Origin of the sequence: Xanthomonas sp. LMC-A-07, assembly GCF_030208825.1 — a bacterium.
Classification (GTDB): Bacteria; Pseudomonadota; Gammaproteobacteria; order Xanthomonadales; family Xanthomonadaceae; genus Xanthomonas; species Xanthomonas campestris.
On sequence record NZ_JARVTF010000016.1, the window covers coordinates 50,690 to 73,867 of the forward strand.

Sequence of the window (23,178 nt, forward strand, 5' to 3'; positions counted from 1 at the left end):
GGCGCGTGCGTGCCAGTCTCCGCTACGCCACCGAAATCGGAAATCGCTCTGTCCAGCACGCCGTTGCGCGCGCGCGTCCAGCCTGCGCATGCCGAGAGCCTGAGCGCCTTTTCCGGCCCCAATCAACGCGCACAGGTGCATCAGCTAAGCGAGCGCGAGTGGGCCTTGGTCGAACGCGCGTTCAACGCCTTACCTGCCTTGCATCGGCAGATCCTGCAACGGCGGCTGGCGCGATTGAGCTTCGTCGATACGCCCTGGAGCCCTGGTACGGCATTGACGCGCGAGTACGACGGCGCCGATGGCAAACCGCTGTTCGATATCACCGTGCGTGGAGATGTTCTCGAAACCTCGCTCAGCGACTTTCTAACCGGCAAGGATGCGCGGCTGTTCACGGCAGATGCGTCGGGATATCGTCTCCAGCTGGATGCAGGGGCGCTTCCGGCGCTGGAGTATCTGCTACTGCACGAAGCAACCCATGTCGTCGACCGCACATTGAAGATCACCGCCGACGGTGGCCCTTTCCGCGAGATGTGGGCGGACTATCGCAGCTTGGCCGCACCGCTCGATCGTGGCCCGCTTGCCCACTCTGTCTACCGGCGCAAACCTTCCCGGCCCTTGTCAGAGGCGCCGGCGCTTTACGGGGCTCTGGCCGAGTCCTCTTTCGTTTCCTTGTATTCCACCGCGTCGGCAGGAGAGGATTTTGCAGAACTCGTCGCCTGGCGAGAGCTATCGAGGCGTGCCGATGTCACATTGACGGTCTGGATACGCGACAGCTCCGGCGATGTTGTTGCGCGGGTCGACCCGCTCGCCTCGCCACAGGTCAGGGCGCGCATGGACAAGGCAAACGCGATTCTCATGGAAGTAGCGCAGCCGCCGTGCTCCGAGTCATCTTGTACGATTCGGAAGCAGGCTTCAGCCGCGCATTTAAAGCCATGTTTGGCCACGCGCGAATGTAGCCAAACCTTCCGCAACGGCATCACGCTAGAAGCAACACACTGCACCATCGATGGCGCCGCCGCCTTCGGCAATCAGGCCGATGGGACGGAGCTGCTGCTACGGAAGCGCTCGCGGTAATCGCCCGGTGCCACACCCAGCAAGCGCAGGAAGGCGCGACGCAGGGTCTGTTCGTCGGACAGACCGGTCAGCGCCGCAATGCGCTTGATCGGCAACGTACCGGACTCCAGCAGGCGACGTGCCGCTTCCAGGCGCAGCGTTTCCACTGCCCTGGCCGGCGTGACGCCACACTTGCTGCGGTAGACGCGAGCGAAGGTGCGCGGCGACATGTTCATGCGGCCGGCCAGCGCGTCCACCCGCAGATCCTCATGCAGATGGGCCGCCATCCAGCCATGCAAGTCTGCGAAATCGCCGCCGGTGCTGGCCTGCGCCGACAGCGGCGCACTGAACTGCGACTGCCCACCCGAGCGCTTGACGAACACGACCAGCTGTCTGGCCACATCGATGGCGAGGCGGTGTCCGTGATCGTCCTCGATCAATGCAAGCGTCAGGTCGATGCCGGCCGTGACACCTGCAGAGGACCACACGTTGCCATCGCGAACGAAAATCCGGTCGGCATCGACCTGTACGCCGGGGTGCAGATTCGATAGCCGCGCTGCCCAGTCCCAGTGTGTTGCGGCGCGCCGCCCTTCCAACTGCTCCGCAGCGGCCAGCAGGAACGCGCCTGTGCAGATCGAGCACAAGCGGCGCACGGTCGGGCCGCGCGCCGCCACCCATGCCACCAGTCCCGCAGACGCCTGGTACACGTCGCCGCGGCACCCGCCCGGTGCCATCAGCGTATCGATCGGGGTGCCCTGCAGGCTCGCCAGCGCCACAGACATGACCTGCAGCCCGGCGCTGGTGGTTACCAGACCGCCGTGCTCGGATGCCACGGTCATCGCATAGCGCAGCCTCCCGTCGGCCAGCGGCCTGCACTGGTTGGCGGTGTGCAGCGCCTGGACCGGCCCGGTGAGATCGAGCACGTTCATTTGGTCGTGGGCGAGCAGCACAACGTGACGCGATGAGAAGAGTCGGACATGGGCGCCTCGTGCATTCAACGCGGGAAATCGGGGTATTCGAACGCCAGCGCGACGCCCTTGGCCGTCGCGCGGCCGTATCGCTGCATGATGCCATCGAGCGCACTCTCCAGCGCCATCACCGGCGCCAGATCGGCGGCGAGCAGCAACGCAGCGGCAGTCCCCGCCGTGTGCGCGCGATCGGGCAGGATGCGCAGTCCGTGACGTGTCACAAAGGGTTCGCCAGTGGCAGACACCAGATACGCCTGGCTACGGCCCGTTGTCGAGTAGGCATCGATCGTCAACGCAAGCGTGCCTTCATCGATTCCCGTCACCCCAAGCACGTCGATCTGATCGCGGCCGTGCAACCACCGATTGATGTACAGCACGTTTGCCAGGGGCACCGCCGTCGTGCCCAACCGCGGTGCAAAGGCATCGCTGTCGTGCTTCGCCGACCACGCGATGGCACCGACGCGCTGGGCAACGTCGCGCGCCTTTTCAGTGCCGCTGATGGCCTCCACAAGCGCGATGGAGGCGGGAATGGCGGCGCTGACGCCTGCGGTCGATATCCAGTTGCCATCGGCAACGTAGCATCGGTTCGGCGTCCAGCGGATTGCCGGGTACCGCTGTGTCCGCGTTGCGCCGGTAGACCAATGCGCCGTGGCGCGCCGCCCGTCGAACATCCCCGTCTGCGCGGCGACAAGGGCACCGTTGCAGATGCTGACGATCGTCGCCCCCTGCTGGGACTGCCGCTTCAACCACGCAAGCAGGCGCGGCGTGGAGGCCTGCGCCGGCACTACGATGTAGTCGGCCCCCTGTGGATGGTTCGCATCGAACTGCGCCACCGTTGTATCGGTTGCGATCCGGAACCCCGGCCGCCCAAGATCGGTGAACGTGGAAAGCGGCCCCTCATCGAGGGTGACCGCGGAGACGTCCAGCGTGCCGGCGCGGGACAGGATCGCAAAAGGCACCAGGAAGTCGCTGACCTCCACGCCGGTGTTCTCCCCCACCACCGCAATCACCGCGCGCGAGCGGTTGGGGCGAGCGCGATAGGCGGGGATCGATGCCTCCTCGCTGGATGCGGTACCCGATGTCTCTGCTGCAAGTGGCGTCGCCTTCGATGGCGGCCCTGCGCACCCGGCCAGCGACACACATGCAGCCAACGCGGCGTGCCGAACGAATCCAGGAAAGATGCCATGTGCCATGGTGCTGCCGTAGGTGGGTGGTCTGCGCGCATTCTTTGCCCGCCGCCCCACGGCAACAATGCCGCTGTTGCGTCATTTCCTGCCAAGCGCCGATGACGATCTGCCGTGCGTGCTGGTGTCGCCTGATCCAGCTTGCGGTACAGGACGCATGGTGGAGGCGCGCCGTGCGACGTGTGCACATGCATCCCCCGATCGAGTCATCGGACCCTGCCCCAACGCGGTGTTCTGGATTGGACCCAAGACGTCCAGCATGGACGACACCGCTGGCATCACCGAACGCCATGACCCAGCGATTCCCCCTCCAGAGAGATCGCATCCATGACGATGTCTGATGTGTCGGGCCAGCGCCACGCGCTCGCCGCCAGTGCACTCCCCTCGCCACGCGACCAGGCAAGGTGGCTGGCGGTGGCGCGTAGTCGCCGTGCATTGCCGACCTGCGCGGACCGTGCGTCACAACAGGCAGTCGCACGATGAAGCCCTATCTGCTTTCGCTTGGCGCCGGCCTGCTGGTCGGTGTGATCTATAGCCTGCTCAACGTGCGCTCGCCAGCACCGCCGGTCATTGCGTTGATCGGGTTGCTCGGCATCCTGGTGGGCGAGCAGTTGCCGCCACTTGTGCGCCAGCTGACGACGCGCAGCCACAGCGAAACCTCGTGGATCGGCCATCAGGTCAAGCCGCATATGTTCGGCCATCTGCCCAAGGGCGAACGTGCACCGGCGGATTTGCCTTCTGCGCCGCCATTGCCGCCACTCACGCGTAACGACGAGCACGACACATAAGAGTGGCCCGTACAGCTCGATCTGATGCACACAGTGCCTCCTGCATCTGGCCGCGGCTGCCGCGGTCTTAAAAAAAGGCGCAAGCGCATCGGTTAACCCGCCGAGTCGTTGCAGATCCACGCAACACGCCAGAAGCTGCTACCCCCCGCTCAAGCCCATTCGGCACAAGCACTCCTGCGATGAACAGCGTGCCGACACGCAGACAGCGTGAGAACGCGTTCTCAATACACCACCACTCGCCGCAACCGCTTCGATTACACACCCCCGGCAAGCAGCAGCGTCCTCACCCCAAAGGAATTCCCATGCGTCCGATTCTCACCCTGAGCCTGTCCGCCGCGCTGCTGCTGAGCGCGCTCACTCCGGTGCTTGCCGGTGCCGCCGCGCCGGTGTCGGTTGGCCCGCAGTACGACACCACGCACGTCTACGTTGCACCTAACGATGTGGACGCATTCGTGCGCAGCTTCACCGCCACCTTCGGCGGGAAAAGCACGCGTCAGGTGATCGCGACTGTGACGCCAACCCCCAGCAGCACCAGCTCGCAATTGGTACAGACGCCGGCAGGCACGGTGTCGTTGTTCGGGTTTCGTACGCCGGTGCCGCACCCGTTCGGCAACGAACGCACGGGCTACCTGGTCACCGATATGCAACAAGCAGTCAGCGCTGCGCGGGCGGCCGGTGCGGAAGTGCTGGTGGCCCCGTTCAAGGATCCCATTGGCATGGATGCAGTGATCGCCTGGCCGGGTGGCGTCGCCATGCAACTGTATTGGCACGACACCGCGCCGCACTACGCGCCGCTGGCCACCATCCCGGAGAACCGCGTGTATGTCTCACCGGATCGCGCCGATGCGTTTGTGAAAGCGTGGCTGCTATTCTCGCATGGCAAGGTGCTGCGCGATGACCGCCACGCGGATGCAGCACTGATTGGCCGGCCAGGTGACACCTACCGCAGCATCGCAATCAGCTCCGGCTTCGGCGCACTGCAGGTACTGGTGACCGACGGCCACCTGCCCTATCCGTACGGGCACGAGCTCACCGGCTACGCAGTGGACGATCTGGAAGCAACGCTTGCGCGCGCCACCGCCTCTGGTGCCAAGGTGCTGGTGCCTGCCGTGGCGGGGTCGGGCCGGCATTCGGCGATGGTTGAATTTCCCGGTGGCTATGTCGCCGAGCTGCATGCCGATGCGCACTCCTGATCGTATATGTCGTTCCGCCTGACGTTGCTGTTACTGCTGTGCCCCTGCACCGATGCGTGGGCACAGTCATCCATTGATGCGACTGCCGCGATGCCTGCGCGCCCGGCCATCAAGTCGAACCGCTGGCAGGAGAACTGGTCGCCATTTGCCGATCCCGCGCTGCGTACGCAGCCGCTCGATCGGCTGAAATATGTGCCGCTTGGTGACGCAGCGTATGCGTCGTTCGGCATCAACCTGCGCGAGCGCTTCGAAAGCAACCACACCCCTGCGCTGGGCATCGGCCGCGAGAGTGACAGCTATCTGTTGCATCGCCTGCAAGTGCATGCAGACCTGCGCATTGGTGCGCATTGGCAGGTGTTTACCCAGCTGGAAGACGTACGCGCCGTGGACAAACGCCGCATCGGCCCGGCCGACGCCAACCGCGCCGATCTGCGCATGGCCTTCGTCGCTTACATCACGCCACTGGGCGCGGGTGACATGAAGGTACGCGTGGGACGGCAGGAGTTTGCATTCGACCTGCAGCGGTTTGTGTCACTGCGTGATGGCCCCAATGTGCGCCAGTCCTTCGATGCCGTGTGGATGAACTACGAGACCGGCCCGTGGCGCTGGATTGCCTTTGTCAGCCAGCCAGTGCAATACGCCGATGCGCGCAGTTTCGATGATGTCTCCAACCGGCATCTGCGTCTGGACACCGTGCGCGTGGAGCGCCACGTCCTGGGCACCGACGAACTATCGCTGTATTACGCGCGCTACCAGCAGGATGACGCCAGCTTTCTCGATGCCGTTGGCGATGAGCGACGCGACATCCTCGATGTGCGCTTTGCAGGCGTGCAGCACGCACTGGACTGGGACCTGGAGGCAATGGGCCAACGCGGCAAGGTGGGCCGCAGCCGTGCGCGTGCCTGGGCGCTGGGCATCAAGGCCGGTTACACGCTACAAGACATCACGCTGACGCCACGTTTTGGGCTGCAACTCGATACCGCCTCTGGCGACCGGCATCCTGACGACGGCCAGCTTGAAACCTTCAACCCGCTGTTCCCGAATGGCTCGTACATCACCCTGGCCGGCTACACCGGCTACACCAACCTGCTGGTGATCAAACCGATGCTCACCATCAAGCCCACCGCCCAGCTCAGCCTCACCGCGGCACTGGGTTTGCAATGGCGCCAGAGCATCGCCGATGCGGTATACGTGCAGCCGGACATTCCACTGGCCGGCACAGCAGGTATCGGCACGCACTGGACGGGCCGTTACCTGCAGTTGCGTGGTGATTGGAAGCTGAGCACGCACCTGCAGACCGCCATCGAAGCGGTCCACTACCAGGCCGGCGAGACCGTGCATGCCGCCGGTGGCCGCGACAGCAACTACATTGGCTGCGAAATGAAGTTCATGTGGTAGCGCCGTCAGCATCGCGGGGGCCTCGGCTATGCCTGCGCATGCCCGTTCCGGTATCTAGGTGTCGTTAAGTGTGCAAATACTGTCTGCACTAAGCCGACTAATAGTGCTAAGAAGCGCTGCTTTTTGCTCGATTGGGTGGCTTGGCTGCGGTTCCGCTGCGCCCACCCAGTGACACCGAGCACTAAGAGCGGCTAACGAAACGTAGCGAGCAGCCGTCAGGTGGGTGCGGACGGCGCGGAGGAACCGGAGTGTACGGGGGTACATGCCGATTCCGAGCACCGGCCGCGCCCGCCTGGCGGCTGCGCAGTCGTTTTGATAGCTGCTCTAAGACAGATCGTGCAGATCCTTCCCCAGCACGGGACCAAGCGTCCAATCGGAGAACTGGACACGCAGCCCTTCGCGTTCCGGGGTGCAGGTCATCGGGCCCACGAGGTAGGAGTCGGCGACCGGGAACGGGCAGAGCCTGACTAGCGGCCAATACGTGCCGTCGCGCGAGACCTGCAGGCGGAGCACGCCCTTGTCGACGGTTGCGCGCATCCAGAAGTCGGACGCGTCGGCGTCATAGGGCCCGGTGGCCCAGTCGGAGGTGCCATCGGTCAGCACGCTGCTCAGCATGGCGCGGCCGTCGCTGAGCTCGATTCCGGCCTTCACCCATTGCCGTTCGTTGACCCGCACCATGATGCCGGCCTGGTCGTAGAGCTGCTCGAACTTGCCGCGGATCCTGAGCTGGCAGGTGAAGCGCGATGGCCCTTTGATCCCGAGAAAATGGCCGCTATCGCGTGTGAAGCCGTAATGGGTTTCGCGCCAGAAGTCGGTGCCCTTGTCGGTGACCACGTCGAGCACGTCACCGGGCAGGACGCGGTGCACCTTGGGCGGGTTGAGCCAGGTGCCGGTCTCCCAGACCCCACCGGCCTGCGCATTGGCGCCGGTCGCCAGGACCACGCTGCCGGCAGCGATGCCGCCCAGCGTCGCGCGGCGGCCATGGTCCACGTTCCTCTCGTTGTCATCGCGCATGCGCTTGCTCCTGGCTCGTACGGTGCTGCCCTCACCGGCGCCAGCACGGCACCGGGACGGCGGGTTGCGAATTTGTACATCCGTACCATTTCGATGTCAAACGCTGGATTACCATGACGTGCTTCCATCGAACCCACGCGTGCATGAGCGGCAGAACCTGGCGTCAAGACCCCAACCGAAAACAGAGCATCGAGCAGGCCGCGTTGCGCGTGGTACTGGAGCACGGCGTTGCCGGCACCACGTTTCGCAAGGTTGCCGAAGAAGCCGGCGTGCCGCTTGCCGCGACGTCGTATTACTTCGCATCGATGCAGGAATTGCTGATTGCTGCATTCACCCGCTTCTCGCTCGAGGTGTCCGATGGCTTCGCCGCGGAAGTGAGCGCTGCAACAACACGCGAGCAAGCGTGCGATGCGGTGGTGAACATCATCTTCGGCGATGGCACCGCGTCTGCGCGGGTGCTCTTGCTGAGTTATGAGCTCTACGCGTTTGCCCGCAGGCATCCGGAGATGACCGCGATCATGGAGCAGTGGATGGCCAGGAGCCGAACCGCGCTGGAGCAGCATTTCTCCAAGGCGGCCTCGGCTGCCATCGATGCGTTTATCGAGGGCGCCACCATTCACCGCTCGGTAGTGCGCACGAACAGGAAGAGCGTACGCGCCGCGGTGGAGGCGTTGGCTGCGCTTTAAACCGCCGTGGTGCAGCGCCAAGCGCCCGGCGTTTCTGCTACGTGGGTCTAACGCATCGCCCGCGCCGCAGCGTCAGGCGGGGCCTGCTGCACATCGTGCTGCACGGCATGACGCTGCCACGCGCTCCGGCAACTGTACCGGAGCCTCTATGCTGAACTCGCTGGGTCAGCCCTGCATATGACCTGCTGGCGACTCACCGAGCACACGCGCATCACGCGGCAGCGTTACTCGGCAAGCTCGCGCATCACCTTGATCAGATCCGACTTGCCCTCGAAACCAATGCCCGGCAGTTCCGGCATCAAGATGTGGCCATCCTGCACCTGTACGCCATCCGGGAAGCCGCCATAGGGCTGGAACAGATCCGGATAGCTTTCATTGCCGCCCAGTCCCAGGCCTGCCGCGATGTTGAGCGACATCTGGTGGCCACCATGCGGAATGCAGCGAGACGGCGACCAGCCGAACTGATGCAGCACGTCGAGCGTGCGCAGGTATTCGACCAGCCCGTACGAGAGCGCGCAATCGAATTGCAGGTAATCACGATCCGGGCGCATGCCGCCATAGCGCAGCAAGTTGCGTGCATCCTGGTGCGAGAACAGGTTTTCACCGGTAGCCATCGGGCCGGGATAAAACTCGCTCAATGCAGCCTGCAGCGCATAGTCGAGCGGGTCGCCGACTTCTTCGTACCAGAATAACGGGTAATCCCGCAGCATCTTGGCGTAGGCAATCCCGGTCTCCAGATCGAAGCGGCCATTGGCATCGACGGCCAGGCGTGCCTGGCTGCCGATTTCTTCCAGCACGGACTCGATGCGGGCGCGATCCTCGTCGATGGAAGCGCCACCGATCTTCATCTTGACCACGTTGTAGCCGCGATCCAGATAGCCGCGCATTTCCTTGCGCAAGGCGCTGTTGTCCTTGCCCGGGTAGTAGTAGCCACCGGCGGCATAGACGAAGACGCGCGGGTTGGCCTCCCTGCCCTTCATCTGCGCAAGGTAACGAAACAGCGGCATGCCAGCGATCTTGGCGGTGGCGTCCCAGATCGCCATGTCCAGCGTGCCCACCGCCACCGAGCGCTCACCGTGCCCGCCGGGCTTTTCGTTGGACATCATCGCCGTCCAGATCTTGGAAGGGTCCAGGTTGTCGCCCGCGTCGTTACACAGCGAGGCACCGTCCGCCTCGAGGATGCGGTCGCGGAAGCGCTCGCGGATCAATCCGCCCTGCCCGTAACGTCCGTTGGAGTTGAAGCCGTACCCGACAACCCGGCGACCGTCGCGGACCTGATCGGTAACCACCGCGACCAGACTCGCGGTCATCTTGGAAAAGTCGATATAGGCGTTACGGATCGGCGAGGCGATCGGCTTGGTCACTTCGACAACATCGATGATGCGCATTGGAGAGGCTCCTTGTGGTGGATTCAAGTCAGTGATGCATCTGTGGACGGCGATGCGGTGGGCAGCGGCTCGCCGTTCTTTTGTCGGCGGATGATGTCCTGGGTCTGCGCGAGGTCGAGTGCGCCGTCCCACTTCGCAATCGCCAGCGTGGCGACGCTGTTGCCGATGAGGTTGACCACCGCCCTCGCCTCGTTCATGAAACGGTCCACACCCAGTAACAGCACCAGCCCGGCAACCGGCACGGTATCGATGGTGGACAGCGTCGCCGCCAACGCAACAAAGCCTGCGCCGGCAACACCCGCAGAGCCTTTGGAGGTGAGCAACAACACCCCGAGCAGTGCAATCTGCTGGTAGACCGGCAGCGGTGTATTGGTGGCCTGCGCGACAAAGATCGCCGCCATGGTCAGGTAGATGCAGGTGCCGTCGGCATTGAAGGTGTAGCCGGTGGGCAGCACCAGGCCGACCGTGGATTTACGCACCCCGGCAAGTTCAAGCTTCATCATCATGCGCGGCAACACCGCTTCGGTGGAGCAGGTGCCGAAGGTGACGAGGATTTCGTCCTTGATGAAGCGCAGCAGCTGCAGCAGCGGAAAACCCGCCCAGCGTGCGATGGCGCCCAACACGATAAAGACGAACAGCGCCGAGGTCACATACACGGCAAGCATCAGGTGCCCGAGCGACCACAAAGTTGCCAGGCCGTACTTGCCAATCGTGAAGGCAATGCCGGCACCTGCGCCCAACGGCGCCAGACGCATCACCATGTTGATCATCCGGAACAACGCCTGCAGCCCGTTATCGATGAGATCGACCAAGGGCTTGCCCCGCTCGCCTAGCTGCAGCAGGCCGATGGCAAACAGCACCGACACCAGGATCACCTGCAGCATGTTGCCTTTGGCAAACGCATCCACCAGCGTGGTGGGGATGATGTTCAGTATGAACTCCACCATCCCTGCATCGTCTTTTGCACGCGCCACATACTGCCCGACGGCGCTGCTGTCGATGGTGCCGGCATCGATGTTCATGCCCTCGCCCGGCTTGATGAGGTTCACTACCACCAGGCCGATCGCAAGCGCCAATGTGGAGACAACCTCGAAATAGATCAGCGCCTTGAGACCGGTCTTGCCGACCTCCCTGACGCTGCCCATCTTGGCGATCCCGACCACAACAGTGCCGAAGATGATCGGCGCCAGCAGCATCTTGATCAGCTTGATGAAGCCTTCTGCGACCGGCTGCAGCACGACGCCCACATGCGGCCAGAAATAGCCCACCAGCCCGCCAATCACGATGGCGATCAACACCTGTACATAGAGTTGCCGCAGCAACCCTGTAAGACCCGTTTGTTTCTGCATGATCGCCCGCTCCCGTCGACATGCCACGCATCAAGAATCTCGTTTGCCGCAGCATGTGCTGAGTGACGTGCTGCAAGCCTGCGTCAGAGAGTAAGAGCGCGTTGCCGGGTGCGGCCAATGCCTTTTTTGGGCGCTTGATGCACAATCGGCATCATGGAATTGACCTGGCTCGAAGACTGCGTGGCGTTGGCTGACACGCTGAATTTTTCGCGCGCCGCCAAGCGCCGCTTCGTCACGCAGCCCGCCTTCAGCCGGCGCATTCACGCCCTTGAAGAGTGGTTGGGCACGCCGCTGTTTCTTCGCTCACGCAAGGAAGTGGTGTTGACGCCGGCTGGCGAGGCATTCATCCGCAAGGCCTCCGGGCTTACCGCAGCACTGTATGCGGCCCGGCAGGAAGCATTGGAGGTGGCCGGGCGGCACACGCCGGCGCTGGCCTTCCTTGCAACGCACGTCCTGTCGTTCACGTTCTTTCCGTCCTTTGTCCGGCGCATTGAATCGAACACCGGCATCGGCGCGTTCCAGCTGATCTCCGATACGTTGCGCGCCTGCGAAAAACTGATGCTGCAGGGCGCAGCGCAGTTCATGCTGTGCCATCGTCACCCGCGTCTGCAGCTGGGGCTGGATCCTGGCCAGTTCGAGCAGGTGGTGATCGGAAGCGATGTGCTGCAACCCTTCAGTGCGCCCATGGGCAGCGATGACGCACGCCCACGTTGGCCGCTTGATTCAAGCGATGCGCTGCCACTGCTGTCTTACAGCGCAGACTCCGGCCTGGGCCGCATTCTTGCGGGGCATCCGGCATTCAACGCGGTCGAAGCGCGCCTGACGCCCGCGCTCACCTCCGACCTTGCCGCAACCCTGCTGGCCATGTGCCGCGCGGGAGGCGGCATCGCCTGGCTGCCGCGCACGCTGGTGACCGACGACCTCGAGCAGGGGCGGCTGGTGGATGCTGCGCCGCTACAGGCGGACTGGGATATCGCCATGGACATCTGCCTGATCCGGCACACCGGGCCGTTATCGCGGCAGGCCGAAGACATGTGGGAAAAGCTCAAGCAGGGCAAGCTGAAGAGCTAGCCGCGCTCGCGCGGCGTGCGTACTGCAAGCACGCTGCAAGATCAGCGTGCGTTGGCGGCAGCCCGTGCTGGGGCGCCTGCGCACAAGCCGTCCATGACCGTGTCCATCAGCCAGTTCAGTCTTGGCTGCCAGTCTTCGGTCACATCGATTTGCCAGATGCCCGCAGTCGCCAGAAAGAACTTGTCGGCGGTGACGCCCGGCCGGATCGTGCCGGCAGCCTCATTGGCATCGAGCAGCATTTGCGCCGCGGCAATCACCGGTGCGTAGCCTTCGTTGCCGGCACGCTCTTTCACGTTCGCAAACTCGCGCAGCGCGCCGGCCAGGCCGGCCTTGGTGATGGCGTATTCGGCCAGGCGGTTCATCCACTCGCGCAGTGCCCGCTCCGGCGGCAGGGTCTTGAGCAACTGCGCGGCCGCCCCGGTGACCTGCAACATCTCGTGCCGGTAGACCTCGATGACCAGCGCTTCGCGGGTCGGGAAATGGCGATAGAACGTGCCCTGCCCCACGCCGGCCTTCTTGGCAATCGCGCTCAAAGGAACATCGGCTGCGCGCACCAGTTCGGCCAGCGCCACGGACAGGATGCGCTCCCGGTTCTGCACTGCATCGGACCGCTTCGGCTTTTCCACGTTGCTCCTTGTTCAAATATGCATTGACAAACGGACAGTTGTCCGCCACTGTCTGGCGATAAGCGGATGACTGTCCGTTTCGATTCTAGCCTATCCGTATCAGGAGATATCCGTGAAGACCACCGGCAATACGATTCTCATCACTGGCGCTACCTCCGGGATCGGCCTGGGCCTGGCGCTGCGGCTCCAGCAAGCGGGCAACACCGTCATCGTGTCTGGCCGCCAGAAAGCGCTGCTGGACCAGATCACGGCCGAACATCCTGGGCTGGAGGCAATCGAGCTCGACGTGGCCGACGCAGAGGCCATCGTCAAGGCCAGCCAGCTGGTGGCCGAGCGTTACCCCGCGTTGAATGTCGTCATCAACAACGCCGGCATCATGCCGGCCGACAACGTGCTCACGCCTGCATCGTTGAAGGCGGCCGAAGACGCAGTGGCCATCAACCTGCTCGGTACGATCCGCATGAGTTATGCGTTCCTGCCGCAGCTGGTCAGGAACACGGACAGCGTCCTCATCAACGTCAGCTCGGCGTTGGCCTTCGTCCCCTTCCCGATTGCGATGACCTACAGCGCCACCAAGGCCGCGGTGCATTCGTTCACCGAAAGCTTGCGCGTGCAATTGGCCGAGACCTCGGTGCAGGTGATCGAATTGGCGCCGCCTGGCGTGCGCACCAAGCTGTTCGGCCAAGGCAACGACGAACACGCCATGCCGCTGGACGAGTTCCTGGACGAAGCGCTGGCGCTGTTGCACGCAGACACCACGCCGAACGAAATCATCGTGGAACGTGCCAAGTATCTGCGGTATGCGCAGGCCAATGGCAAATACGATGAAATGCTGGGGATGTTGTCGGCAGTGAAGACGCTGGACTGAGCCGCTACGCCTGCAGTTGATCGCTCGTTGTCGTGACAGCGTGGAGCCCGGGTTCGTGCCGGGCTCGGCGTTTTGCGCACCCGCGCCGCACCTGCTCGTGGAGGTTCCGCGCGCCAGTCACGCGTAGGCAGCTCGCATTGACCCTGCCTTCTGGCCCGGTGCGCGTGAACCCTTGCTCGCTAGCCTCGGGTGAGGTTGCTTTACTTAGAGCAGCTATCAAAACGACTGCGCAGCCGCCAGGCCGGCGCGGCCGCTGCTCGGAATCGGCATGTACCCCGGTACACTCCGGTTCCTCCGCGCCGTCCGCACCTACCTGACGGCTGCGCGCTACGTGTTGTTAGCCGCTCTTAGGCTGGTATTAGGCGAACTACACGCTGCGTGGCGCTCCACTGCCAGTCACATGCGGCTTGCGATCAGCGCGCCGCATCCTTGAGTGCTTGCGCGTGCGCAAGCGCACCGGTGGACGCCAGCAACCGCGGCAGTTCCTCGCGGAACGCTTCCGTCCTCCCCGGCAGCGCCCAGCCGCTGAAAGATGCGCCGTCAAACATCACGTGATCGCGCAGCAGCGGTACATCGCGCCCCTGCAAGAGAAAATTGAAGCAGGCTTGCCAACGTGGGCCGGGCACTGCCGAGAGGTGGACGGTGACTTCCTGGCCTGCGTCGGCAGAGCCCATCGGGCCGATGCTGACGGTGCGTGCTGTGATCTGGTTCCCACTGTTCATCCCGCCATCATCACAATTGCTGCGTCGCGGCGCCGTGAGCCACGCCCTGGGCAACTGGCGCCTATCCGGGGCCTGGGCTGAGCTATGCCGCGCGCTTCAGCGAAGCGACGCGCTGGCTGGTGCGTAACGAACCGCCGCCGACAGCCGGGAGTCTGTCGCAGCAGGCTCGCCCGGCCGCTGCCAAAGCAAACGAGAACTAAACGCGATTAGGCGGCGGGTTCAGCCAAGGCCCCCATCGCCGCTAACTGACTGGTCGAGTTCGCTAGCCCGGTGCGCCCCGTCGGGCGGACAGCGATCGTGTTCCGCCTCCCGTGCATGGCATGGGCCCTCCCCCGCATCGATCGAACCTATGTCCTTCTTCTCAAACCTGCGGATCGGCCAACGCCTCGCGCTCGGCTTTCTGGCGTTGATCGTGCTGATGGTGATGCTCACGGTGGTGGGCATCCAGCGCGTACGCGCAATTGACCAACGGCTGACGCAAATCAATGACGTCAACAGCGTCAAGCAACGCTACGCGATCAACTTCCGCGGCAGTGTGCACGACCGTGCCATCGCCCTGCGCGACGTGGTGCTGATGGACACCACCGCAGACCGTCAGGCTGCCGAGCACGCCATCGACAAGCTCGCCGCCGACTACGCCCGCTCGGCGCAGCCGCTGGATGCATTGCTGGCGACCTCGTCGGACCAGAAAGAGAAGGACATCCTGCAGTCGATCAAGGCGATCGAGCAGCGCTCCATGCCGCTGATCGCCCAGGTACGCTTGCTGCGCGATGCGGGCGACCGCCTGCATGCGGAAGAAGACCTGTTGAAGCAGGCGCGCCCGGCCTTCATCGACTGGCTTGCCAGCATCAATGCCTTCATCGACCTGCAGGAAGCCAAGAACCGTGAGGCGGCCGAAGAAGCCGTTGCCACGGCGCGCGGCTTCGCCATGCTCATGGTGGTGTCGACCGTCGTTGCCCTGCTGCTGGGCGCGGCCATTGCCTTGCTGCTGACGCGCAGCGTGGTGCTGCCATTACGTCAGGCGCTTGGGCTGGCCGAGCGCATCAGCGCGGGCGATCTGAGCAGCCGCGATGTGGCGGCAGGCGCGGACGAATCTGGCCAGTTGCTGCGTGCGATGCAACAGATGCAGGCGCGCCTGCAGGCCGTGATTTCCGCCCAGCGCGAGATGGCCTCGCGCCACGACGCAGGCGCGATCAGCTATCGCACCGATGCGGAGCGGTTTCCCGGCGACTACGGGCACATGGTGCAGGACACCAATGCGCTGGTCGATGCGCATGTGCGCACGCAGCTGCGCATGACCGAGGTCATGGGGCGCTACGCGGTTGGTGATCTTGCGCAAGACATCGAGCAGTATCCCGGCGAGAAGGCTGCCATCACCGCCACGATGTCGCAGGCCAAGCAGAACCTGCATGCGATCAATGTGCAGATCCAGGAACTCACCGAGGCCGCTTGTGCGGGCAACTTCAGCCGCCGCGGCCAGGCTGACCGATTCGAGCATGCATTTGCGCGCATGGTAGACAACCTCAACACCATGATGTCCACCTCCGATACCACGCTGTCCAGGTTCTCGGCATTGCTGCGCGCCATTGCCCAGGGCGATCTGACGGTTCGCATGCACGGCAACTTCCAGGGCGTGTTCGCCCTGATGCGCGACGATGCCAACAGCACCGTGGCGCGGCTCACCGAAATCGTTGCCGGCATCCAGGAGAGTTCCAACAACATCGGTTTCGCCGCCGAGGACATCACCGCCGGCAATCAGGCGCTGGCCAGCCGCAGCGCGCAGCAGGCCGCCAACCTCGAAGAGACCGCAGCGTCGATGGAAGAGCTGACCTCCACCGTCAAACAGAACGCCGACAACGCCCGTCGTGCCAATGCGCTTGCGCTGGGCGCGGCCACCGTTGCGTCGGAAGGCCGCGATGTGGTCAGCCAGGTGGTGGAGACGATGTCGGGTATTGAAGTCTCATCCAGGCGGATCGCAGACATCGTGTCGGTGATCGACGGCATTGCGTTCCAGACCAACATCCTGGCCTTGAATGCTGCCGTGGAAGCCGCACGCGCCGGCGAGCAAGGCCGCGGTTTTGCAGTGGTGGCATCAGAGGTGCGCACCCTCTCGCACCGGTCGTCGGATGCAGCGAAGGAAATCAAGACCCTGATCGCGCATTCGGTCCAGCAAGTGGCCGAAGGCGCAGTGCTGGTGCACAAGGCAGGCGCCACGATGGCCGGCATCGTGGATAGCGTGCAGCATGTCACCGACATCATGGGCCAGATCGCCGCAGCGTCGCAGGAACAGGCCAGCGGCATCGAGCAGGTGAACCAGACCATCACCCAAATGGACGAGACCACGCAGCAGAACGTCGCCCTGGTGGAAGCCGCCAACGCCGCCGCGCGTTCGCTGGAGCAGCAGTCCGCGCAGCTGGTGCAGGCGGTTGACGTATTCAAGGTTGCCGCGCTGCACTGAGGCCACATGCGCTGGTTGCCGTCATCTGTCTCAGCGGTGGGCGGCGCCGGCACGGCGCATTAGACAGTCAGATCGCGTCGCGTCCGGTGACATTGTGCGCGTGGCAAGGGCGCTGGGTGATTACTGCATCAGCCGAAGAAGTTGAGAGAGTGATCCCCGCGCCGGACCGCACAGCTGCACAAGCAGTCTGTGCGCCGCAGCTCCACCGATCGCCTTGGCGTGACGGTGCTCGGGCACCGTCAAACGCGCCGATCACAGCTTGACGTTGAACGACAGGAACGTGGTGCGCCCCGGTGCCGGTGAGAACATCGGTTGATCGTTGCCGCCCCAGAAGAAGTTGTCGTACCAGGTGTAGGCGTACTCGCGGCCGAACAGGTTCCTCACCTGCAGGTCGAGGCTGATCCGTTCGGACAGCTGGTAGCGTGCGCTCATGTCCACCAACGCAAAGCCGCCGAACTTGCCTTGCGTGTTGTGCTCTTCGATGTAGTAATCGCCCTGCATCCGGCCTTGCACGCCGAAGGTCCACTGCGCGTTCGGGCGGTAGTCCGCGCCGATGTTGCTGATGTAACGCGGCGTGGCGATGACCTCATTGCCGGCCAGCGCATCGCCGGCGGTGGTGAAGGCGCTGATGACCTTGGCCTCTTGATACGCATGCGATGCCCACAGCACCCAGTGCTCGCCCAGGTGCGAGGACACCTGCAGGTCGACACCCCGTCGTCGGGTTTCGCCCAAGCCCACCGTGGTGCCTGTGGCCGGCATGTTGGCCACTTCGTCGGTCGCATCCTGTTGCCAGATGGCCAGACGCGCCTCGGTGCCGGCGGCCGGCGTGAATTTGATGCCCACTTCCTGCCCGGTGTTGATCGATGGGCGAAACGTCTCCTGGCCGGCGGTGAGATACGCAGGCGCGGTCGAGCCGGTGAGCACCTGGAAGGTCTTGCCCCAGTTGGCATAGACATGCAGGCCCGGGTTGAACGAATACACCACGCTGAGCTTGGGTTGCTCGATCCATCCGGTGTGCTGCAACGGTGCTGTCACGCCACCAGGAAGGCGCGTGTCGCCGCTGAAGCGGTCCACACGGAACGCCGGCACGATCTTCAGCGCCGCGGTGGGCGTCAGCACGGCCTGCACGTAGGCGCCGACGTTCTCCAGCGTGTAGCGGTCGTCGTTCTGCACGCGTGCCGGTGGGGCGTTGAAGTCGGTCGGCACGCTGTAGGCGAAGCGCAGGCGGCGGTAGCCATTGTCTTGGTGCTCGACATTCGCCCCACCCTCCAGGGTCAGCAGCTCGCTCTGCCGCCAGGTGATGGTGCTCAGCATGCCGGTCTGCTTTTCGTCCCATTCGCGTTGTTGCCGCGGGGCATTGCCGGTGGGGAAACTGGTGAATGTCACGCGCCGGGTTTCTTCGTAGCTGTTGTAGTACAGCTTGTTGTTGAAGTGCAGGGTGTCGCTGAGCCGCAGGTCCAGATGCACGCCGAGATGGCGCATGTCGCGGTCCGCACCATCGTTGGCGTTCTTGGCTGCCGAGGCGGTGCGATCGGTGGCCAGTTCTTCGGCGGTCATGAACCCGGGTTCGTCGGCTTCATGGTGATACACGCGCGCGACCAGGCCAAGCTTTGCGGTATCCGCTTCGCTGCCAACAAACCATTTGCCGCCCAGCGAATACTTCTGCGAGGTGTCGTGGTCGCGGTAGCCATTGGAGTCCTGCACGCCGACGAAGTAGTTCTGTGCGAACCCGTCTGCCTCACGGCCGACGGCCAGCTGCGCTTCGCGGGTGTCGAAGCTGCCATAGGTCAGCCGGCCGTCGGTGTAGTTGCCACCCTGGCGGGTGCCGAAATTGATGTTGCCGCCAATGTTGTGCAGCCCGTAACGCGGATCGTTGGTGCCGCGCACCACTTCGATGTAGTCGATCTCAAGCGGGAACACCATGTCGATGAAGCGTTGATTGCCGCTGTTGACGTTGCTGGGCACGCCGTCGATCAGGATCTTGATGCCGTTGATGTAGCCCTCGCCGTTGAAGGCGCGGAACGTGGCCTTGCCGGATTCGGTGCCCTGGCGCGTTTCGGTCAGCTGGATGCCCGGCATCTGCCCGAGCAGCTCCCAGCTGTTCATGACGTTCTTGTTTTCGACCTGGTCACCGCCCAGCACATCCACCGAGGTCAGGACCCGATTGGCGGCGAGCTGGCCGCGCCCGCCCTGCCGCACATCCACACTGCCCATCGTGACCGCCGAGTCGTCTGACTCGGCGCGCGCATCGTTTGCAAACGCCGCCGCCAGCATGGCGGGCACCAATACCTTGATTCTCATCTACGTTCGACCTTCGACCTGCGCACCGTTGCTGTATCGATATATTATAACGTAATTGGATTGGCGCCCAGGCGCGCTGGACACCTGCAGCTCCGCGCATGACCGAAGTGCGCCGCATACTCGCCACTCACGCGTTGCCACTCGCGTATCGCCCTGCATCAGCAGAACCCGGATCAGCCGCCTACGCATGCGCAGGTGCTACGCCTTGCCGTATGCAGCGGCCTCCCCTGCACGGCTTGCTAGCATCCACACCCCAGCACCACCTACGTCACCCGCCCTTCCCCAAGCGTCATGACCTATCTCTCGCTCTTTGCACTGGCGCTGATTGCAGCCACCTTGCTGCCGGCACAGTCCGAGGCGGCGTTGGTGGCGTTGCTGCTGGATGGCGGTTCGGTGTGGGGCCTGGTCGCCGCTGCAAGCGCGGGAAATGTGCTCGGGTCGCTGATCAACTGGTGGATCGGGCGCGAGATAACGCGCTTTCAGGGCCGGCGCTGGTTTCCCATCAAGCCGTCTGCCTTGCTGCGTGCACAAGCCTGGTACGGCAGGTACGGCAAGTGGTCGCTGCTATTGAGCTGGATGCCGATCATCGGCGACCCGCTGACGCTTGCCGCCGGTGTCATGCGCGAACGCCTGAGTGTGTTTCTCATGCTGGTCACTGTGGCCAAGACCACGCGCTATGCGGTGTTGGCCTGGGCCACTGTGGGGCTCGCACGCTGACGCGTATTGCCCGTGCGCGCGTAAGCGCCAAGCCGGCCCATCCGCACAACGCCTTCACCCTGCCGCCTTATGCTGGCGCGGCGTTGGACAAGCGGTGCAACGCATTCACGGACACTGCATCAGGAGACGTTATGCACAAACTACACATGCTGGTATTGGCCGGGGCAATGCTGGGCCTGAGCGCGCACGCATCGGCCGAGGTTGTGAACCTGACCAACAGCGCCGACGGCGCCAATCGCGACGCCGGTATTACCGCGGTAAAGCAAAAACTGCAGGACGCATGCAAGGGACGCAAAGGTACGCCAGACATGGCGTCGTTCGAGGTGGTCTTCGAAAAGACCAGCACCAACCCTGACGTTCCAAAGCCGTATTACGTGGATGGAAAACTCAAATGCGACGTGCCCTGAGCATGTCGCGCTGACCTGCCGGCGCAAGCCTGGCACTGCCAACGAGAACCCCGCTACGGCGGGGTTTTTTCGTTTGACGCTCGCGCAATGTCACGACCGTTGCGTCGCCGCCTGATCGGCCGGGCGCCCTGCCCGCTGCTGATATAGTGCCGCGATCACGCGGGGCGCCGTGCCTGCCGCGCATTACAAGGAGTTGTCATGGGTCTTGTGCAGGCGGTTGCAGGTGCAGTGGGTGGCGTTCTTGCCGACCAGTGGAAAGATTTCTACACCGTGCCGGCGGGCCTGCCTGCAACGGCTGCCGTGTTTGCCGCGGTGCCGCGCGGCAGTAATGCCGGACGTGGCGCCAACACCGGTGCATCTTCCAACGTCATCAGCAATGGCTCCAGGATCGTTGTCCCGGAGGGCTATGGGTTGCTGCTGTTGCAAGACGGCGCCATCACCGCGTTTGTCGCCGAAGCCGGCGGTTACGAGTGGCGCTCGGACGATGTCAACGCGCAATCGCTGTTTGCCGGCGACGGCCTGGTGTCGCCGTTGATCCGGCAGAGCTGGGAGCGGTTCAAGTTCGGTGGCCAGCCTGGGACGCAGCAGGCCGCCTTCTTTGTGGCGCTGAAGGAGCTGCCCGACAACCGGTTCGGCACGCAATCGGAGATCTACTGGGACGACGGCTTCCTGGGCACGCAGGTCGGCGCGGTGACGCGCGGCTCATACACGCTGAAGATCGTCGACCCGATCCTGTTCGTGAAGAACTTCGTGCCGGCCAGCTATCTGCAGCCCGGCCAGGTGTTCGACTTCACCGATCTGGACAATGCGGCCGCCGGCCAGTTGTTCAACGAAGTGGTGAGCGCGCTTGCGCCGGCTTTCAGCCTGTACACCAACGATACCGCCAAGGGCAATCGCATCACCCGGCTGCAGCAGGATGCGCTCGGCTTTGCCAAGAGCCTCTCCGCTGCGGTGGAACAGGCGTATCAATGGCAGTCCGATCGCGGCCTGGCCATCGTCAAGACCGCGATTGTGTCGATCGAATACGACGCCAACACGCGCGAACTGCTCAAGACCGTGCAGCGTGCCGATGCGCTCAGCGGCGCGCGCGGCAATGCCAATCTGCAGGCGAGTGCGGCGCAGGGCCTGCAATCGGCCGGCGAACACGGCGGCGCGGCCGGGCTGGTTGGCGTTGGCATGGCGACCGGCATGCTGGGCGGTGTCGGTAATCTGCAGCAACCGGCAGCACCCCCAGCGCAAGACCCGGTGGCGACGTTGACGAAGGCCAAGGAAATGCTGGACCTCGGGCTGATCACACAGAGCGATTACGACGCCGCCAAGGCCAAGGCGTTGGGCTTGTAAGTCGCAGGCCCGCCCATGTCCAGCTCCAGTATTCCGCCGCCGCTGCCACCGTTGCAGCCACCGCCGCTGCCGCCTGCAGCGCATGGCCCAGGGTCGCCGCAGGACGTGCCGCCGTTACCGGGACAGATGGCCATCGACCCGGCCACCCTGCTCGCGCCGATCCGCGCCGAACTGCAGGCGCCCGACCCGCTCGCCATCGACACCGCCGCGGCCGAATTAAAGGATGGCCTCAACCGGTGCCCCAAATGTGGCGCCACCGATATCCGCCCCAAGCTCGGCACTGACCTGCTGGTGTGCCAGTACTGCCGCCACACCTGGGATGGCGCGCGGGTCGAGGAAGCGCATGGATTCGGCGCTGGCCTGACCGAGTTGCGCGGGACGGTCATCGCCTCGGGTGCGCGCAACATCCAGGCCGATGCCGACAACCTGATGAGCTTCAAATGCAGCGGCTGCGGCGCGGAAGTCACCATCAATACCGATAGCGCGATGACCGCGCGATGCCACTGGTGCCGGCACGTGTTCGGCGTCAACGAACAGGTGGCCAATGGCGCGGTGCCCGATGCCGTACTGCCCTTTCATATCGACAAGCAGGACGCGGTGGCGCGTATCCGCCAGTTCGTCGGCAAGCGCCGCCTGTTTGCACTGAAGGCCTTCAAGCAACAGTTCACCCCGGAGAACGTGGTGGGCGTCTATCTGCCTTACATGATCGTCGATGGCAACGTGAGCGCCAGCGTGAGCGGCGTGGGCGAAATCACCACGCGCACATACACCCAGGGCACCGAGAAGAACAAGAAGACCTATTACGATGCGGACATCTACGCGGTGAAACGGCAGGTGGAATTCACCGTGGACGATCTGCCACTGGAATCGTCTTCCGAGCGTGGCAATCTCGATAGCCGGGTCACGACCAACAACATCATCAACACCATCCTGCCGTTCGACACAAAAAATGCGGTGCAGTGGAACGCGTCGTATCTGGCTGGCTTCAGTTCGGAGCGGCGCGACAGCAATATCGAGCAGCTACGGCCACGGCTGGAAGACCAGTTGCTGTCGATCGCGCGCGCACAGGTGGAACGCTCGGTCAGCCGCTACGACCGTGGTGTGCGTTGGGAGCGGGAACAGCTCGAAGTGCACGGCACACGCTGGGTGTCGATGTACCTGCCGGTCTGGCTGTATTCCTATCATCAGCCTGGCCGCAACGGCGGTCTGCTGCACTACATCGCAGTGAATGGCCGCACCGGTGAAACCATGGGCAGCGTGCCGGTGCAGCAATGGAAACTGCTGCTTGCCGCGCTGGTCACCGGTACCGTGATCGAAGCGGCCGCACTGTGGTTTCTGGCGGTGATCGCATGAGCGACAATGTAGGGCTGCTGGTGTTGCTGGCCGGGCCGATCGGTGCAAGCACGCTGTACTGGGTCTTGTATCAGTACTACCGCAACACAGGGCAATCACATGCCTTCGAGCGAGAGACGCTGGTCGAGGCCAAACCGGTGACGTGTTCGGACATCAAGATCGACACCATCACCGGAACGCAGCGCAAGCAGATCGATGGCAACAATGTGGCGGCGTATCGCACGCGTGTGCGGCGCGATACGTCGCAATAACGCCTTGAATTGGTATGCCGCACGCACCGACCTGCCCCCGAG

Annotated in this window: 21 protein-coding genes and 2 other RNA genes; 14 read left to right on the plus strand and 9 right to left on the minus strand. The window is 63.9% G+C overall.

The genetic code is table 11. The features are described from left to right. Positions 1-9: 9 nt before the first annotated feature. Positions 10-1,074 carry a hypothetical protein gene (locus QRM89_RS16960; protein WP_285448532.1) on the plus strand — a complete coding sequence of 355 codons (1,065 nt, stop codon included), beginning with the start codon at positions 10-12 and terminating at the stop codon, positions 1,072-1,074. On the opposite strand, the gene QRM89_RS16965 is transcribed toward QRM89_RS16960, so the two are convergent. After that, the gene (locus QRM89_RS16965; RefSeq protein ID WP_115577074.1) at positions 1,029-2,003 is read right to left on the minus strand and encodes a helix-turn-helix domain-containing protein; all 975 of its coding nucleotides are present in this window, start codon (positions 2,001-2,003) and stop codon (positions 1,029-1,031) included. The genes QRM89_RS16960 and QRM89_RS16965 overlap by 46 nt on opposite strands. A 44-nt stretch (positions 2,004-2,047) precedes the next feature. Next, positions 2,048-3,214 carry a DJ-1/PfpI family protein gene (locus QRM89_RS16970; RefSeq protein ID WP_285448533.1) on the minus strand — a complete coding sequence of 389 codons (1,167 nt, stop codon included), beginning with the start codon at positions 3,212-3,214 and terminating at the stop codon, positions 2,048-2,050. Positions 3,215-3,684: 470 nt separating this feature from the next. On the opposite strand from QRM89_RS16970, the gene QRM89_RS16975 reads away from it, so the two are divergent. The 3 genes from QRM89_RS16975 to QRM89_RS16985 all read left to right on the plus strand — a co-directional run bounded on the left by QRM89_RS16975 (position 3,685) and on the right by QRM89_RS16985 (position 6,584). Then, a complete protein-coding gene (locus QRM89_RS16975) occupies positions 3,685-3,993 on the plus strand; it encodes a XapX domain-containing protein (protein ID WP_103701529.1) in 309 nt (102 codons plus the stop codon). 302 nt (positions 3,994-4,295) lie between these two features. Then, the gene (locus QRM89_RS16980; protein ID WP_285448534.1) at positions 4,296-5,186 is read left to right on the plus strand and encodes a glyoxalase; all 891 of its coding nucleotides are present in this window, start codon (positions 4,296-4,298) and stop codon (positions 5,184-5,186) included. Positions 5,187-5,192: 6 nt separating this feature from the next. Beyond that, a complete protein-coding gene (locus QRM89_RS16985; RefSeq protein ID WP_343237686.1) occupies positions 5,193-6,584 on the plus strand; it encodes an alginate export family protein in 1,392 nt (463 codons plus the stop codon). A gap of 189 nt (positions 6,585-6,773) precedes the next feature. Here the strand turns inward: QRM89_RS16985 and QRM89_RS16990 are convergent. Both QRM89_RS16990 and QRM89_RS16995 read right to left on the minus strand, forming a co-directional pair. Then, a non-coding RNA gene (locus QRM89_RS16990) (sX9 sRNA) lies at positions 6,774-6,848 on the minus strand. A gap of 60 nt (positions 6,849-6,908) precedes the next feature. Then, positions 6,909-7,598, minus strand: a complete 690-nt coding sequence (locus QRM89_RS16995) for a DUF1349 domain-containing protein (protein WP_285448536.1) — start codon at positions 7,596-7,598, stop codon at positions 6,909-6,911. A 113-nt stretch (positions 7,599-7,711) separates the two neighbouring features. Between QRM89_RS16995 and QRM89_RS17000 the strand changes: the two genes are divergently transcribed. Next, positions 7,712-8,284, plus strand: coding sequence for a TetR family transcriptional regulator (locus QRM89_RS17000; protein ID WP_285448537.1), 573 nt, complete (start codon positions 7,712-7,714; stop codon positions 8,282-8,284). Between the two features lie 224 nt (positions 8,285-8,508). Here QRM89_RS17000 and QRM89_RS17005 read toward each other — a convergent pair whose 3' ends face one another. Then, a complete protein-coding gene (locus QRM89_RS17005; protein ID WP_115573012.1) occupies positions 8,509-9,672 on the minus strand; it encodes a mandelate racemase/muconate lactonizing enzyme family protein in 1,164 nt (387 codons plus the stop codon). A gap of 23 nt (positions 9,673-9,695) precedes the next feature. After that, positions 9,696-11,021, minus strand: a complete 1,326-nt coding sequence (gene dctA, locus QRM89_RS17010; RefSeq protein ID WP_285448538.1) for a C4-dicarboxylate transporter DctA — start codon at positions 11,019-11,021, stop codon at positions 9,696-9,698. A gap of 153 nt (positions 11,022-11,174) precedes the next feature. Here dctA and QRM89_RS17015 point away from each other — a divergent pair, with 153 nt between their 5' ends. Continuing rightward, complete coding sequence (locus QRM89_RS17015) at positions 11,175-12,092, plus strand: LysR family transcriptional regulator (protein WP_285448539.1); 918 nt, start codon at positions 11,175-11,177, stop codon at positions 12,090-12,092. Positions 12,093-12,133: 41 nt separating this feature from the next. On the opposite strand, the gene QRM89_RS17020 is transcribed toward QRM89_RS17015, so the two are convergent. After that, positions 12,134-12,718 (minus strand): TetR/AcrR family transcriptional regulator, encoded by a 585-nt coding sequence (locus QRM89_RS17020; protein WP_164497973.1) that lies wholly within the window; start codon positions 12,716-12,718, stop codon positions 12,134-12,136. Positions 12,719-12,830: 112 nt separating this feature from the next. On the opposite strand from QRM89_RS17020, the gene QRM89_RS17025 reads away from it, so the two are divergent. Beyond that, positions 12,831-13,586, plus strand: a complete 756-nt coding sequence (locus tag QRM89_RS17025; protein ID WP_115573011.1) for an SDR family NAD(P)-dependent oxidoreductase — start codon at positions 12,831-12,833, stop codon at positions 13,584-13,586. A gap of 268 nt (positions 13,587-13,854) precedes the next feature. Further along, positions 13,855-13,929: non-coding RNA, sX9 sRNA (locus tag QRM89_RS17030), on the plus strand. A 70-nt stretch (positions 13,930-13,999) separates the two neighbouring features. Here the strand turns inward: QRM89_RS17030 and QRM89_RS17035 are convergent. After that, entirely contained in the window at positions 14,000-14,308 is a 309-nt protein-coding gene (locus QRM89_RS17035; protein WP_228439042.1) for a hypothetical protein, read from the minus strand. Positions 14,309-14,657: 349 nt separating this feature from the next. Here QRM89_RS17035 and QRM89_RS17040 point away from each other — a divergent pair, with 349 nt between their 5' ends. Further along, the gene (locus tag QRM89_RS17040; protein ID WP_285448540.1) at positions 14,658-16,766 is read left to right on the plus strand and encodes a methyl-accepting chemotaxis protein; all 2,109 of its coding nucleotides are present in this window, start codon (positions 14,658-14,660) and stop codon (positions 16,764-16,766) included. A 252-nt stretch (positions 16,767-17,018) separates the two neighbouring features. Here QRM89_RS17040 and QRM89_RS17045 read toward each other — a convergent pair whose 3' ends face one another. Then, positions 17,019-19,067, minus strand: a complete 2,049-nt coding sequence (locus tag QRM89_RS17045) for a TonB-dependent receptor (RefSeq protein ID WP_285448541.1) — start codon at positions 19,065-19,067, stop codon at positions 17,019-17,021. A 291-nt stretch (positions 19,068-19,358) separates the two neighbouring features. Between QRM89_RS17045 and QRM89_RS17050 the strand changes: the two genes are divergently transcribed. The 5 genes from QRM89_RS17050 to QRM89_RS17070 all read left to right on the plus strand — a co-directional run bounded on the left by QRM89_RS17050 (position 19,359) and on the right by QRM89_RS17070 (position 23,136). Continuing rightward, positions 19,359-19,784, plus strand: coding sequence for a YqaA family protein (locus tag QRM89_RS17050; protein WP_274348933.1), 426 nt, complete (start codon positions 19,359-19,361; stop codon positions 19,782-19,784). A 131-nt stretch (positions 19,785-19,915) separates the two neighbouring features. Next, the gene (locus QRM89_RS17055; RefSeq protein ID WP_228422935.1) at positions 19,916-20,191 is read left to right on the plus strand and encodes a hypothetical protein; all 276 of its coding nucleotides are present in this window, start codon (positions 19,916-19,918) and stop codon (positions 20,189-20,191) included. 198 nt (positions 20,192-20,389) lie between these two features. Further along, complete coding sequence (locus tag QRM89_RS17060) at positions 20,390-21,532, plus strand: SPFH domain-containing protein (protein WP_285448542.1); 1,143 nt, start codon at positions 20,390-20,392, stop codon at positions 21,530-21,532. 15 nt (positions 21,533-21,547) lie between these two features. Further along, on the plus strand, positions 21,548-22,885 hold the full coding sequence (locus QRM89_RS17065) for a TFIIB-type zinc ribbon-containing protein (RefSeq protein WP_285448543.1): 1,338 nt from the start codon (positions 21,548-21,550) through the stop codon (positions 22,883-22,885). After that, positions 22,882-23,136 (plus strand): hypothetical protein, encoded by a 255-nt coding sequence (locus QRM89_RS17070; RefSeq protein ID WP_259174155.1) that lies wholly within the window; start codon positions 22,882-22,884, stop codon positions 23,134-23,136. Before QRM89_RS17065 ends, QRM89_RS17070 begins: the two co-directional genes overlap by 4 nt. Positions 23,137-23,178: the final 42 nt, after the last annotated feature.